Raw genomic sequence first — 14,274 nt, forward strand, 5'->3', positions numbered from 1 at the left:
TGGACGGTGAACGGCGCGGCCCGCGCCGTGGGGGATGGATACGAGCGGGCCGCGCCAGTCGGGTGGGAGCGTGAGCGTCAGTACGCCCGGTGCCGCATGTTCCGGCGCCACCAGACCAGGCCGGAGGCGATCAGCAGGAACCCGGCCGCACCGGCCGCCGCCGAACCGGCGATCAGCATGGTGTCGGTGCCACCCTCGGTGCCGGCGGGCTGGAGCGCGTCGCCGAGCTGGCTGCGGACGTCGTTGCTGCCGTCGGTGCCCTTGGCGAGCGGACCGCGCGAACCCTCGGTCGGCAGCGCGACGTACGGGAAGTAGGTCTCGAACTTCTTGTCGTTCTCGTCGACCGCGTCGCCCAGGTCGTTCTTCGCGCCGAGCAGTTCACCCTCGACCACCTGGAGCGCGGCGTCGAGCACGTCGTCCGTCAGACGGCGGCCGTTCGGGAAGCCGGCGGTGTCGCCGTCCAGCACACCGAGGCGCTTGGGCTCCTTGGCCGGCGCGATCGAGGTGTTGAGGCGCAGTTCCTCGGCCGGAGTGACGTGCGGCGGCTGGTTGAGGCCCTCGACACCCTTGAGGAAGACGTCCACCAGGTCGTTGCGCGGCTCGTCGGGCGCCGGGATCTTGTAGATCGCCTCGATGAGCTTCGGCAGCTCGGGGTTGGTGACGTTCTTCAGGAACTGGGCGTCCTCCCACGGCGAGGACGCGTTGAACTTGTCCTTGTCGCCGATCGGGTTGACGACCTCGTTGACGAGCGGCATGCCCAGACGCGAGACCTGCGCGAAGTGGCCACTGGCGTTCTTGCGCTGGGTCGTCGACCAGAGACCGACGATCGGCTGCTTCTCCGACTCCACGATCATGTGCGTCGGCACCTGGAGCGCGATCGAGTTGACGTTGTAGCCCTTGAGCGTGTCGTTGCCGACCTCGGAGAGGTTCCCGCCGTACAGCAGGTCGAAGACGCGCAGGTCGAGGAAGAACGGGTCGTCGGCCTGGCCCGCGAACGTCGTCGAACCGTTCGTCAGCTTGTGGATGGCCTGGTCGCGCAGCTTCTTGTAGTCCGGCATCGACGCCTTGCCGACGTTGGACGGGGCGACCGGCACATCGTCGGCGATCTTCGTCTTCGACTCGACGTACTGGTTCTTGAGCTTGATCATCTCGATGTCGTATGTCTGCGTGATGTTGAGGTCCGGGTCGTCCAGACTCTCCACCGCGCCGGTGTTGTACAGGAACGTCCTGTCGTTCTTCACATGCGTCTTGAAGGTGTAGCGGAACAGGATCTCGCCCTGCGCGTCACCGTTGTTGTCGATGTGGATGTCGTACTGGGCGTCCTCGGCGAACTGGAAGAAGTTCGGGCCGCCGGCCGGCTCCTCGAACGGGATCCAGTTCGCGATGATCGTGGTCGTGTCGGGCTTGTCCGGGCTCACGAACGCGTACACGTCCGTGTTGTCGTACTGCGGTGTCCCCGAGATGAGCGGCGCTTCCCGGTGACTGGAGGCGGCGGCCGCCCCCGGCAGAAGCGCGGTGACGCCGGCGGCTGCGAGCCCCCCGGCGGCCAGCGCACCACAAATGAGGGTCGCGAGGCTCCTGCGCCCCGCGCCGCCCTTGGAGATAGGTGTCGTCATGCCGTCCGTCCTCAACGTGCCAACTTGCCTGACGAACGGGGATTCGGAGCCGCCGGGGATGCGGATTGGTCGAATCTCAAAACTTTTTTCGGAAGCCGGACCACCCGCGTTTCAACGTCCGTTGATCCGTACCCATCCGGAGTCGTGTCGGCTTCGAATGCCTAAGGTGACGGTGACAAGCGTGATGGAGCGGGGAGGGGCCGTGTGCGGCCATAGAGAGGGGACGCGGGTGGGAGCGGACGAGCTTCTGGTACTCGTGGCAGGGGGCGACCAGAAGGCTTTCGAGGAGCTGTACGGGATCGTGTCCGGGCCGGTGTTCGGATTGGTGCGGCGCGTGGTGCGGGACCCGGCGCAGTCGGAGGAGGTGTCCCAGGAGGTCCTCCTCGAACTCTGGCGTTCCTCACCCCGGTTCGACCCCAGGAAGGGCAGCGCCCTGGCCTGGATACTCACGCTCGCGCACCGCCGGGCCGTCGACCGGGTGCGCAGCGCCCGCGCGGCCGGTGAGCGCGAGCAGCGTGAGGCCCAGCGCTCCCACCGCCCCGCCTTCGACCACGTCGCCGAGGAGGTCGAGGCCGGCATGGAGCGCGAGTGGGTGCGCCGCTGCCTGGACCGGCTCACCACCCTCCAGCGCCAGTCCGTCACCCTCGCCTACTACGAGGGCTACACGTACCGTGAAGTGGCGGAGCGGCTCTCGCTCCCACTGGGCACGGTGAAGACAAGGATGCGCGACGGACTGACCCGGCTGCGCGAATGCCTGGGAGGTGTCGCATGAGCGTGCTCGGCAGACTGTTCCGCCGCGAGGATCTCCACTCCCTCGCCGCCCCCTACGCCCTCGACGCCCTCGATCCCGACGAGCGGCGCCGCTTCGAGAAGCACCTGGACCGCTGCGACTCCTGCACCGCCGAGGTGCGGCTGCTGTCCCAGGACACGGTCCGACTGGCCTGGTCCACGGCCGCGCCGCCGCCGTTCGCCATGCGCGACCGCGTCCTGTCCGCCGTACGCGCCACCCCGCAGGAGTCCCCGGGACACTCCCCGGCGCACGCTCCCGGGCGCTCCGCCGACGTGCCCCGCAAGCGGAGCCATCAGTTGCCGGCGCATGTGTGGGGCACCGAGCCGCCACCGCCGGTGCGCCGTGCGCCCCGGCTGCGCCCCCTGTTCGCCCCGTTCGCCACGGTCACGGCGGCAGCCGCCCTGGTCGTCGCCGCGCTGTTCGCCGTACAGAACACGCAGACCCAGGACAAGCTGGACACCGCGCAGGCCCAGGCACGTGAGATTGCCGACGTTCTGTCAGCCCCCGACGCGCGGGCGACCGCCGGCCGGGACGCGCAGGGGCAGGGCATCACCGCCATCGCCTCCGCGTCCGAGGGGCGGGCGGTAGTGACCCTCAGTGGGTACGAGGAGCTGCCGAGCGACCGCGTGCGCCAACTGTGGCTCATGCGCCCTGATGTGCAACCGCGCTCCCTGGGACTCTTCAAGGGCGACACGCCCTTGGTCGCGACCGGTCTCGACAAGTCGGCCACATCACTCGCAGTGACCGTCGAACCCGACGGAGGATCAGAGCAGCCCACCAGTGCGCCAGTTGTCCAACTCGCCCTGGAATCGGTTGGATTCGGAGAGTAATCATCGAGGAGTCGTCAACACCCTTGTGGGGAAGGTGAATCCTGTGACCGCGATACACGCGTGCCCCGAGGGGGCGATAGGGTTAACCTGCCCGGGCCGGGTGGACTCGTACGGGTGGGGAGTGACATGGAACAGATAACGATGCACAGCAGGGCACGTGTCCCTGCGATCACGTGCGGGAGCAGTGCGACCAAGGCGCGCCTCGACCGCCATCTCTCAGTGCTGTCGGGACCCGCGGTCCCACAGCGTGAGACGGCGGAGGCGACCTCGCTGATGCGTGAGCTCACCTCACGGGACACCGTGAAGCAGCGCAGCGACCTGGGCACCCGCGTGAGCCGTCTCTCGCTCTTCGCCCCGCTGCGCCGACTGAGCCGGACCCTGTTCGGCGGGCGCTGAGCGACCGTACGGCGTTCTCGCGCCGTTCGGTCCCAGGTTCCACGCCCGCGCTCAGGCGGCCACACCGTCCCGGCGCAGTGCTGCGATCTCCTCGCCCGTCATCCCCACGGCACGCAGCAGCGCCTCGGTGTGCTCCCCGAGCGCGGGCACAGCACCCATCGGCGCCTCGTTCCCGCCCGGCAGCGTGATCGGGGGCAACAGCGCACGCAACGGCCCCACCGGTGACCCCACTTCCCGCCACCGGTCCCGGGCCGCCAGCTGTGGATGCTCCGCCACCTCCTGTACGTCCCTCAGCCGCGCGCAGGCGATCCCGGCGGCCTCCAGCCGCGCCACGGCCTCGTCGGCCTCCAGGGCGCCGAGTGCCGCGCCCACATGCGCATCGGTCCGCTCCCGGTTGGCGACCCGCGCCGCGTTCGTCGCATACGCCGGATCGACCCCCAACTCCGGCCGCCCCAGCACCTGTTCGGCCAGCCGCCGCCACTCACGGTCGTTCTGCACCGACAGCAGCACCCGCCCGCCGTCCGCCGTCGCGTAGGCGTCGTACGGGGCGATGACGGCGTGCGCGAGCCCTGTACGGGCCGGGGGCGTGCCGTCGTGCATCGCGTGATGGAGCGGGTGCCCCATCCACTCGGCGAGCGCGTCCAGCATCGACACCTCCACCGGCCCGCCCCGCCCGGTCACGCCCCGCCGGACCAGCGCCGCCAGCACCCCCGAGAACGCGTACATGCCGGCCGCGATGTCCGCGGCCGGAATCCCCGCCTTCACCGGCTGCTCCGGGGTCCCGGTCACCGACACCAGCCCCGCCTCGCACTGCACGAGCATGTCGTACGCCCGCTTGCCGGCGTACGGTCCCGTCGCCCCGTACCCCGAGATGTCCACGGCGACCAGTCGCGGGTGCGCGGCGCACAGGGTGGCCGCGTCGAGGCCGAGCCGGGCGGCGGCGCCCTGGGCGAGGTTCTGCACGAACACGTCCGCGTCGGCGAGGAGCCGCCGTACGACGGCGAGCCCGCGAGGATCCTTCACATCGAGCGCGAGGGACTCCTTCCCCCGGTTGCACCACACGAAGTGCGAGGCGAGACCGTGCGCGGCGGTGTCGTACCCGCGCGCGAAGTCGCCGCCGTCGACCCGCTCGACCTTGATGACCCGGGCGCCGAGATCCGCGAGCTGACGGGTCGCGAAGGGCGCGGCGACGGCTTGTTCGAGGGCGACGACGGTGAGGCCGTCGAGGGGGAGCGGATCCATGCGAGCGATCATGCCGGGTTTTCGCCCCCGCCGCCCCTACCCGTCCCATCCCTGGGGGCTGCCGCCCCCAGACCCCGCTACGGCCCTGAACGGGCCTTGTCCTCAAACGCCGGACGGGCTGACATACCCAGCCCGTCCGGCGTTTGAGGACGAGCGCGTTCAGCGCGATACGGGGGTTCGGGGGCAGCGCCCCCGAGGATGGGACGGGTAGGGGCGGCGGGGGCGAAGAACTCGACGGCGCCTCACCCCTCGCCCTCCGCGTACCGCCGGACGGCCAGCGGCAGGAACACAGCCAGCAGTACCGCGCACCACGCCAGCGACCCGGCGACGGGATGGGTGACCGGCCACGCGCCCTCCACCGGCACCGGCGCGTTGCCGAACAGGTCCCGCAGAGCCGTCGTCACCGCGCTGATCGGGTTCCACTCGGCCAGCGCCCGCAGCCACCCCGGCAGATTGTCCGTCGGGATGTACGCGTTCGACAGCAGCGGCAGGATGAACGTCGCGCCGCCCAACTGCCCGGCCGCCTCCTCGCTCCGGGACAGCAGCCCGAGGTAGATCCCGATCCACGTCATGGCGAACCGGAACAGCAGCAACAGCCCCACCGCGCCCACTGCTTGAAGCGCGGACCCCTCGATCCGCCATCCGACGGCGAGTCCCACCAGGAGCAGGGGCACGGCCCCGGCGGCGGTGACCACGAGGTCCGCGAAGGCCTGCCCCAGCGGTACGGCCGCCCGGCTGACCGGCAGCGTACGGAAGCGGTCGGTCACGCCCCGATGGGTGTCCTGGGCCGCCTGGAACATCCCCGTCATGATCCCGTTGGCGGCGGTCGCCACCAGCAACCCCGGTACGAGGAAGGCGCGGTAGTCGTCGCCCGGCATCGCGAGGGCGCTGCCGAAGACGTAGCCGAAGAACAGCAGCATCGTGATCGGCATCGACTGGGTGAGGATCAGCAGCCCCGGGTTGTGCCGCAGCCGCCGCAGATGCCGGCCCAGCATGGCCGTGCCGTCGTACGCCAGAGAGGTACCGGAGGTCAACGTGCTCACGCGGCAAGCTCCTTACGCTCCGTCAGCCGGAGGAAGACGTCGTCGAGGGTCGGCGGGCGCAGGCTCGCGTCGAGCAACGCCACGCCTGCGGCGTCGAGTTCGCGCACCAGACGGGGGAGGGTGACCGTCGGGTCGGTGGTGACCGCGCCGACGGTGAGCCGGTCCCGGTCCAACGCCGGTTCCGAGCCCGTGAGTTGGTCGAGGACCCCGGCCGCGCCGACGAGCGCGTCGGCATCGGCGACCACGACCTCGGCGTAGGAGCCGATGAGCGCCTTGAGTTGGGCGGGGCTGCCGGTGTGGGCGACCCGGCCGCGCTCCACGAGGGCGATCTCGTCGGCGAGTTGGTCGGCCTCCTCCAGGTACTGCGTGGTCAGCAGCACGGTCGTCCCCTCGTCCCGCAGCCCGCGTACGGCCGCCCAGATCTGGTTGCGGGCCGCAGGGTCGAGCCCCGTCGTGGGCTCGTCCAGGAAGAGCACCTCGGGCCGCTCGACCAGGCTCGCCGCGAGGTCGAGGCGGCGGCGCATCCCGCCCGAGTAGGTGGACGCGGGCCGGTCGGCGGCCTCGGCCAGCCCGAACCGGCCGAGCAGCTCGTCCGCGCGCGCCGCGGGTCCCCTGACCCGGTGCAGCCGGGCGAACAGGCGCAGGTTCTCGCGGCCGGTGAGGTCCCCGTCGACCGACGCGTACTGCCCGGTGACCCCGATCCGCCGCCGTACGGCAGCCGCCTCGCGCACGAGGTCGTGCCCCGCGATCCGTGCCGAGCCCGCGTCCGGTCGCAGCAGCGTGGTGAGCAGCCGCACGGCCGTGGTCTTGCCGGCCCCGTTCGGCCCCAGCAGCCCGCACACGGACCCCTCGGCCACGGCGAGGTCCAGCCCGCGCACGGCATGGACCTTCCCGAAGGACTTCTCCAGCCCTTCACTAAGTACAGCGTACGTAGTAGTCATGGGGTGACCATAGCGCACTACGTACGCCGTACGTAACTACGATGGGTGGTCGAGGTGATGATCAATGGCCGGCCGAGCCGCCGTACCCGAAGTGATCTGGGCGCGTCCCGAACGTGCGGGCCGTGGCCCGAAGGCCGCGTACAGCCGCGCCGACATCGCGGCTGCCGCGGTGCGGATCGCGGACGCGGAGGGGCTCGACGGGGCCTCGATGCGTCGCGTCGCAGCGGAACTGGGCTGCGGGACGATGTCGCTGTACAACTACGTCCCCCGCAAGGAGGACCTGTACGAGCTGATGGTTGACGCCATCGGCGGCGAGCACGAGCTGTGGGAGCCGACGGGGGACTGGCGGGGCGACATGCTGCGGGTCGCGCACCAGACGCGTGCGCTGATGCTTCGGCACCCCTGGCTGCCGAAGCTGATGTCGCCGGTCTACGGCTTCAGCCCGAACGCCCTGCGCTATCTCGAACACTGCCTGACCTGCCTCGACCCGTTCGAGGGGACGTACGGCACGAAGTTCGAGCTGATCGCGATGCTGAACGGGTTGGTGACGACGTACGTCGGCAATGAGTTGGCGACGGCTGAGAGGGTGCGGTCGTTGCCGTGGTCGGAGGAGCAGGAGGGTGCGGTTCGGATTGCCTATCTCGGGGGGCAGGTGGCTACCGGGGCGTATCCGAGGATGGCGGCGGCGTTCATGGAGGACTCGGGGCCGATTGATCTGGAGGCGGTGTTCGAGCGGATGCTTTTGCGGGTGTTGGACGGGTTTTCGCCGCGGGGGTGAGCTGTTCGTTGCCGGGTGCGGGTTCGTTGTGGCTGAGCGCGCAGTTCCCCGCGCCCCTTCAGGGCGCTCATAGCAGCGTGAACTGGCCTTCTGGGCCCTCCTCTTGGTGGTCCAACACTGATGCGGGGCGGCGTGCTGTGTCCGGCACCGGGAGTACGCCCGCCCTTCGTAGCTCGGTTGCCGTGATCGGGGTCTTCACCGTCAACTCGTCGCGCTGTGGGCGCAGTTCCGCCAGTAGTGCCAGTACGGTGATCAGTTCCAGCAGCTCGGAGGTCCACGTCTGCGGCCAGGTGGTCGGCCGGATCGCCTCCAGGGTCCCGGGGTCGACCGCACCTCCCACCCGCACCGCGAACCACTGCTCAAGAACCCGCACTCCGCCCACCTCGAAGTCCCAGGCCTCGGGCGGTACCGGGGAGATGCGGCCGTCGTCGACCTGGAGGGTCTCCTCGTCGCGGTCGTAGTGGACGGTGACCGGGCGGGAGGGCAACGGGGACCGTACGTACGGGCGTCGGCCGCCGGGGAGCTTGGGGCGGTCCCCGTCCCGGCGCATCAGCCACAGCACCCGGCGGCCCAACTCGACGCCCCGGGACCAGAGTTCGGGGTCGGCGGTGAGCGGGACGGTGAGTCCCGGGCGTACGGCGACCAGGGCCCAGGCGAGGACGTCGGCCGCGTCGGGGCGGTGCCCGAGACGGTCGGTGAGGTGGTCCAGCAGGCCCGGGGCCAGGTTGGGTTCGGTGGCGCCGGGGCGTCGGTACAGGGGGCGGATGCGGCCCGGCCGGATCAGCGGCAGCACGGAGGAGGCGAGCAGCAGCGGACCGGCGGACGAGTTCGCGGGCACGGCCGGCGCCTCGACGACGAACACCTGCCGCTCGTCCGCCACCCGCCACAGCTCCGGGCGGGCCGCGTCGATCAGCCGGTGGTCCGGGATCAGCCACTGCTCGTCGAAGGGGGCCTGGAGGACCCGTACGGGCTCCGCGCAGGGGCCCGTGGTGCGCGCGAGCTTCTCCGTGCCGGTGTGTCGGCCCGGCAGCTGCCCGACCGCCGAGTGCGGGGTGCGGGAGCGCGTCGGCTCGAACAGGGCCTCGCGGTCCGGGCCCTCGGCCTTCATCAGGGCGTCCCAGCGCGCCCTCAGGGAAGCCTCGTCGGGGGCCGTCGGCCACCCCCGGCCCAGCCGCGGCGGTGCGACGGACCACGGCATGAGGTCCGCGAGCAGCGGCGCATCGTCGTCGTACGGCACGCTGGGCATCGTACGACGACCCCCGCCGCCCCCTGCCCTACGTCGCATCGAGGGTCACCGTGAAGGAGAAGCGGTCGCCCCGGTAGTGGATGACGGCGACGTCCAGGACCCGGCCGGCCTCGTCGTACGCGATGCCCGTGTAGTGGAGGATCGGGCTGAGCAGCGGGACGCGGAGCAGCCGGGACGTCTCCGGGTCCGCGAGGCGGGCCTGGACGGTGTCCGTGATCCGGCTGATGTCCGCGCCCACGATGTCCCGCAGCACCTTCGTCATCGGCCAGCGGACCAGATCCCGCAGGTCGATGCGCTCGGCCAGTTCCGGACGGACGTAGTTGCGGGCGTGGTTGGTCGGTTCGCCGGTCTCCTCGTCGCCGCGCAGCCGGTGGTACGTGGCCACCTCCACGAGATCCGGGAAGTACTCGGTGACTTCGGCCGGTACCGGCGCGCTGCCGTGGTCCAGGAGCTCGGTCGTCATGCCGGACTGCTGGGCCACGATCGCGTCGACCGAGCCCAACAGCCGTACCGGAGCGCCTCGTTGGGCGTCCGGTTCGATGAAGGTGCCGCGCCTGCGGTGGCGGCTGATCAGCCCCTCGTCCTCCAGCTCCTTCAGTGCCTGCCGCATGGTCAGCACGCTCACGCCGTAGTGCCCCGCCAACTGCTCCTCGGTGGGCAGTCGGAGCGGGTCCCGCGAGGAGCGGCCGAGGATCGAGGCGCGCAGGGACTGCGAAACCTGGTACCAGAGCGGCAGTTTGCGGTTCAGGACGATCGAGTCCGGCGCGAAGGAGGTCACGGAGGTATCCGTACCGGTCGTGAACGCTCAGTGCAACGGGCGGAAGTGCCGCTGGAGGCCCGACCACACGTCGTCGTACCCGTGTTGCAGATGCTCCGCCCGCGCCGCCTGTGCCGTCAGGGTCACCGGCCAGCGTGTCTCGAACATGAACGCCAGCCCGTCGTCGATCCGCTGCGGACGCAACTCCGCGGCGCTCGCCCGGTCGAAGGTGTCCCGGTCGGGCCCGTGCGCGGACATCATGTTGTGCAGCGAGCCGCCCCCGGGCACAAAGCCTTCCGCTTTCGCGTCGTACGCGCCCTCGATCAGACCCATGTACTCGCTCATCACGTTCCGGTGGAAGTACGGCGGCCGGAACGTGTCCTCGCCCACCAGCCAGCGCGGCGCGAAGACGACGAAGTCGATGCCCGCGAGCCCGGGGGTGTCCGACGGGGACGTCAGCACGGTGAAGATCGACGGGTCCGGGTGGTCGTACGAGATGCTGCCGAGGACGTTGAACCGGCGCAGGTCATAGGCGTATGGGACATGGTTGCCGTGCCAGGCGACGACGTCGAGCGGGGAGTGGTCGTACACCGCCCTCCAGAGGTTGCCGCAGAACTTGTTGACGACCTCCACCGGCCCCTCGACGTCCTCGTACGCCGCGACCGGCGCCCGGAAGTCCCGTGCGTTCGCCAGCCCGTTGGCGCCGATCGGCCCGAGGTCGGGGAGCTGGAAGGGGGCGCCGTAGTTCTCGCACACGTATCCGCGCGCGGAGGCGTCGAGCAGCTCCACCCGGAAGCGGACCCCCCGCGGGACGAGGGCGACATGGCCGGGCTCGACGTACAGCAGCCCGAACTCGGTGCGCAGCAGCAGCCCGCCGGCCTCCGGGACGATCAGCAGCTCCCCGTCGGCGTCGCTGAACACCCGTTCCATCGAGGAGTTGGCGTGGTAGAGGTGCACGGCCACGCCGGTGCGCTGCGTGGCGTCTCCGTTGCCGCCGAGGGTCCACAGGCTCGCCAGGAAGTCCGTGCCGATCGGCGGCTCGGGCAGGGGGTTCCAGCGCAGCCGGTTGGGATCGGGCACGGATTCCGTGAAGGGGGCGGTGTCGACCGTGCCGTTGTCGGTGCGTGTGAACGGGGGATGGGCTGCCGAGGGGCGGATGCGGTACAGCCAGGAGCGGCGGTTGTGGGCGCGGGGCTCGGTGAACGCCGTACCGCTGAGCTGCTCGGCGTAGAGACCGAGGGGGGCGCGCTGCGGCGAGTTGCGGCCCTCGGGCAGGGCTCCCGGCACGGCCTCCGAGCTGTGCTCGTTGCCGAAGCCGGTGAGATGGGCCAGGCCCTCGGCGATCTTCCGCGCGTCCCCGCTCATGTTCGCTCCCTCGTTCCCTCGCTCTCATTCCTATGCTTCACCGTAGGATTCGGTCTTCGCAGGCGCAAGAGGGGGAGGGTGGGAGAGGGGCGGGGGAGCGGTGGGGAATGAGTGTGAGGGGCATCCACATCCGTAACCGGGGGCAAGGTTCACCGGATCGCCGTGGAAAGGCATCATGAAGACCGTGCCCCCAGCGACCTCGCTACGTCGTGCGCCCGTACAGCGGCGCAGTGCCGAACGGCTGACCAGAATTCTCGACGCCTCCGCCGACCTCCTCGACGAGGTCGGCTACGACGCCCTGAGCACCCGGGCGGTGGCCATTCGCGCCGGCGTCCCCATAGGCTCCGTATACCGGTTCTTCGGCAACAAGCGCGCCATGGTGGACGCGCTGGCCCAGCGCAACCTGGAGCGTTACATCGCGCGTGTCACCGAGCGCCTGCGGCAGGAGAGCGGAGGCGGCTGGCGCCAGGCCATGGACGCGGTGCTCGACGAGTACATGTCCATGAAACGGACCGCGCCGGGGTTCTCGCTCGTCGACTTCGGCAACCAGATCCCGGTCGGCAAGCGCGACGCCGAACCCAACCACCGGGTCGCCGACACCCTCACCACCCTCCTCGCCGACGTCATCGGCCGCGAACCGGACGACGACCTGCGCCGCACGTTCCTGGTCGCCGTGGAGACCGCCGACACCCTGATCCACCTGGCCTTCCGGGTCGCGCCGGAGGGGGACGAGCGGATCATCGCGGAGATGCGGGAGTTGTTGCGGGCGTATCTGGCGCGGGTTCTGGACTGACGCGCCCGCCCGGCCCGTCCGGCTCGCCCGGCCCGGCGGTGGGCGTGCGCAACCCGTCGAGGTGGGTGTGCGCAACCCCTCCCCGCCATCCGTACCGGTCGGTATGCTCGACAGCGATCGTGCGTCGCCGTCGCCGCCACCCACCCGGGAGGACCCGTGTCCAGCCCCACCGACTCCCGTACCGACTCGCATACCGCCCTGCGGATCTGCCCCCTGTGCGAGGCAACCTGCGGGCTGACCCTCACGATCCAGGGCAGCCGGGTCACCGGCGCCCGAGGTGACCGTGACGACGTGTTCAGCCAGGGGTTCATCTGCCCCAAGGGCGCCTCCTTCGGGGCCGTCGACAGTGACCCCGACCGGCTGCGCACCCCCCTCGTGCGCCGGGACGGCGAGTTGCGCGAGGCCACGTGGGCGGAAGCCTTCGACGCCGTCGCCGCGGGCATCCGGGGCGTCGTCGAGCGGTACGGGCCGAACTCCGTCGGCGTGGTCCTCGGGAATCCGAACGTGCACACCATGGCCGGCGGCCTCTACCCGCCGGTCCTGCTCGCCGGCCTCGGTACGCGCAGCATCTTCACCGCCTCCACGGTCGACCAGATGCCCAAGCACGTCTCCAGCGGGCTGCTGTACGGCGACGCCAACGCGATCCCCGTGCCCGACCTCGACCACACCGACCACCTGCTGCTCATCGGCGCCAACCCCCTTGAGTCCAACGGGAGTCTGTGCACCGCACCCGACTTCCCCGGCAAGCTCAGGGCGCTGAAGGCGCGCGGCGGCACGCTCACCGTCATCGACCCGCGCCGCACCCGCACCGCCAAGCTCGCCGACCGGCACATTGCGATCCGCCCCGGTACCGATGCGCTCCTGCTCGCCGCGATGACCCACGTCCTGTTCGACGAACACCTCGTGGACCTGGGTGAGTTGGCGCCACATGTCGTAGGGGTCGACGAACTGGCGGCCTCCGTACGGGACTTCACCCCCGAGGCCGTCGCCGAAGCCTGCGACGTCGACGCGGACACCATCCGCACCCTCGCCCGTGAACTCGCCGCCGCGCCCACCGCTGCCGTCTACGGCCGCATCGGCAGCTGCACCGTCCCGCACGGCACCCTCGCCAGCTGGCTCGTCGACATCCTCGACATCCTCACCGGCAACCTCGACCGGCCCGGCGGCGCCCTCTTCCCCCAGGCGGCGACCGACAGGACACCCCGGCCGGCCGGGCCCGGTCATGGGTTCGCCCTGGGCCGCTGGCACTCGCGGGTCAGTCAACACCCGGAGGCGAAGGGTGAGTTGCCGCTCTCCGCACTCGCCGAGGAGATCGACACCGCCACCACCGAGGGCGAGCCGGTCCGCGCCCTCATCGCCGTCGCCGCCAACCCGGTCCTCTCCGCGCCCGACGGCAACCGGCTCGACAAGGCGCTGGACTCGCTCGACTTCATGGTCAGTGTCGACCCGTATCTCAACGAGACCTCGCGCCACGCCCACGTCGTCCTGCCGCCGCCCCCGCCCTCGCAGAGCCCGCACCACGACTTCGCCTTCAACACCCTCGCCGTACGCAACCAGGTCCGCTACACCCGCCCCGCCGTCCCCCTGGAGGCGGGCAGGATGGCCGAGACCGAGATCCTCGCCCGACTGGTCCTGGCCGCGACCGGCATGCACGGCGCCGACCCCGCCGCCGTGGACGCCCTGGTCATCGACCAGACCCTCGGCAAGGCCGTCAAGGAACCCCACTCCCCGGTCCACAGCCGCGACCCCCAGCAGCTCGCCAAGGAACTCACCGGCGACACCGGCCCCGAGCGCCGCCTCGACCTGATGCTGCGCCTCGGCCCGTACGGCGACGGCTTCGGCGTACGACCGGACGGCCTGACCCTGGCGAAACTGCTCGCCCACCCGCACGGCATCGACCTCGGGCCGCTCCGGTCGCGCCTGCCGCAGCCGCTGAAGACGCGCAGCGGGAAGATCGAGCTGCTGCCGCAGCCCATCGCCGACGACCTTCCCCGCCTCCGCCAGGCCCTCCGTGAGCGTCCCGCCGGGATCGTGCTCATCGGCCGGCGTCATCTGCGCTCCAACAACAGCTGGATGCACAACGTGCCCGCCCTCACCGGCGGCACCAACCGCTGCACCCTGCACATCCACCCCGAGGACGCCGCCCGCCTCGGGGTCGCGGACGGCGCCCCCGTACGGATCAAGGGCGCCGGGGGAGAGGTGGTGGCCCCCGCGGAGATCACCGACGTCGTACGGCGCGGGGTCGTGAGCCTGCCGCACGGGTGGGGACACGACCGGCCCGGCACCCGGCTCGGGCACGCCTCCGCGAACCCCGGAGTCAACGTCAACCAGGTCCTCGACGGCAGTCTGCTGGACCCGCTGTCGGGCAATGCCGTACTGAATGGTGTACCCATCGATCTCGCGCCAGCAGGGACAACGCTGTGACCTGGAGTTTTGCGCTTATTGCTCGCACGTCAACATCTTGTTAAGACTTGCGT

General features: G+C 70.9%; 13 protein-coding genes. 6 read left to right on the plus strand and 7 right to left on the minus strand.

What is annotated here, in order from left to right:
- Positions 1 to 77: 77 nt before the first annotated feature.
- Positions 78 to 1,616, minus strand: coding sequence for a DUF4331 domain-containing protein (locus ACH4TV_RS17910; RefSeq protein WP_398399050.1), 1,539 nt, complete (start codon positions 1,614 to 1,616; stop codon positions 78 to 80).
- 229 nt (positions 1,617 to 1,845) lie between these two features.
- Here ACH4TV_RS17910 and ACH4TV_RS17915 point away from each other — a divergent pair, with 229 nt between their 5' ends.
- From ACH4TV_RS17915 to ACH4TV_RS17925, 3 genes are all read left to right on the plus strand, one after another.
- Positions 1,846 to 2,388 carry a sigma-70 family RNA polymerase sigma factor gene (locus tag ACH4TV_RS17915; RefSeq protein WP_398399052.1) on the plus strand — a complete coding sequence of 181 codons (543 nt, stop codon included), beginning with the start codon at positions 1,846 to 1,848 and terminating at the stop codon, positions 2,386 to 2,388.
- Positions 2,385 to 3,236, plus strand: coding sequence for an anti-sigma factor domain-containing protein (locus ACH4TV_RS17920; RefSeq protein ID WP_398399054.1), 852 nt, complete (start codon positions 2,385 to 2,387; stop codon positions 3,234 to 3,236). Before ACH4TV_RS17915 ends, ACH4TV_RS17920 begins: the two co-directional genes overlap by 4 nt.
- 126 nt (positions 3,237 to 3,362) lie before the next feature.
- On the plus strand, positions 3,363 to 3,632 hold the full coding sequence (locus ACH4TV_RS17925; protein WP_389357649.1) for a hypothetical protein: 270 nt from the start codon (positions 3,363 to 3,365) through the stop codon (positions 3,630 to 3,632).
- 51 nt (positions 3,633 to 3,683) lie between these two features.
- Here the strand turns inward: ACH4TV_RS17925 and ACH4TV_RS17930 are convergent, their stop codons facing one another.
- From ACH4TV_RS17930 to ACH4TV_RS17940, 3 genes are all read right to left on the minus strand, one after another.
- Positions 3,684 to 4,874 (minus strand): CaiB/BaiF CoA transferase family protein, encoded by a 1,191-nt coding sequence (locus tag ACH4TV_RS17930; RefSeq protein ID WP_398399056.1) that lies wholly within the window; start codon positions 4,872 to 4,874, stop codon positions 3,684 to 3,686.
- A 242-nt stretch (positions 4,875 to 5,116) separates the two neighbouring features.
- On the minus strand, positions 5,117 to 5,869 hold the full coding sequence (locus ACH4TV_RS17935; RefSeq protein WP_398399757.1) for an ABC transporter permease: 753 nt from the start codon (positions 5,867 to 5,869) through the stop codon (positions 5,117 to 5,119).
- A 44-nt stretch (positions 5,870 to 5,913) separates the two neighbouring features.
- Entirely contained in the window at positions 5,914 to 6,858 is a 945-nt protein-coding gene (locus ACH4TV_RS17940; RefSeq protein ID WP_398399058.1) for an ATP-binding cassette domain-containing protein, read from the minus strand.
- 64 nt (positions 6,859 to 6,922) lie between these two features.
- On the opposite strand from ACH4TV_RS17940, the gene ACH4TV_RS17945 reads away from it, so the two are divergent.
- The gene (locus ACH4TV_RS17945; RefSeq protein ID WP_398399060.1) at positions 6,923 to 7,636 is read left to right on the plus strand and encodes a TetR/AcrR family transcriptional regulator; all 714 of its coding nucleotides are present in this window, start codon (positions 6,923 to 6,925) and stop codon (positions 7,634 to 7,636) included.
- Between the two features lie 67 nt (positions 7,637 to 7,703).
- Here the strand turns inward: ACH4TV_RS17945 and ACH4TV_RS17950 are convergent, their stop codons facing one another.
- From ACH4TV_RS17950 to hmgA, 3 genes are read right to left on the minus strand one after another with little or no spacing between them, the layout of a single operon-like run.
- A complete protein-coding gene (locus ACH4TV_RS17950) occupies positions 7,704 to 8,882 on the minus strand; it encodes a type ISP restriction/modification enzyme (protein WP_398399062.1) in 1,179 nt (392 codons plus the stop codon).
- Positions 8,883 to 8,910: 28 nt separating this feature from the next.
- Positions 8,911 to 9,660 carry a GntR family transcriptional regulator gene (locus ACH4TV_RS17955; protein WP_398399064.1) on the minus strand — a complete coding sequence of 250 codons (750 nt, stop codon included), beginning with the start codon at positions 9,658 to 9,660 and terminating at the stop codon, positions 8,911 to 8,913.
- 27 nt (positions 9,661 to 9,687) lie between these two features.
- On the minus strand, positions 9,688 to 11,004 hold the full coding sequence (gene hmgA / locus ACH4TV_RS17960; protein ID WP_398399066.1) for a homogentisate 1,2-dioxygenase: 1,317 nt from the start codon (positions 11,002 to 11,004) through the stop codon (positions 9,688 to 9,690).
- Between the two features lie 175 nt (positions 11,005 to 11,179).
- On the opposite strand from hmgA, the gene ACH4TV_RS17965 reads away from it, so the two are divergent.
- Positions 11,180 to 11,797 carry a TetR family transcriptional regulator gene (locus tag ACH4TV_RS17965; RefSeq protein ID WP_398399068.1) on the plus strand — a complete coding sequence of 206 codons (618 nt, stop codon included), beginning with the start codon at positions 11,180 to 11,182 and terminating at the stop codon, positions 11,795 to 11,797.
- Positions 11,798 to 11,953: 156 nt separating this feature from the next.
- Entirely contained in the window at positions 11,954 to 14,221 is a 2,268-nt protein-coding gene (locus tag ACH4TV_RS17970) for a molybdopterin oxidoreductase family protein (RefSeq protein WP_398399070.1), read from the plus strand.
- Positions 14,222 to 14,274 lie beyond the last annotated feature (53 nt).

Origin of the sequence: Streptomyces sp. NPDC020898 (assembly GCF_044333925.1) — a bacterium.
Lineage (GTDB): Bacteria > Actinomycetota > Actinomycetes > Streptomycetales > Streptomycetaceae > Streptomyces.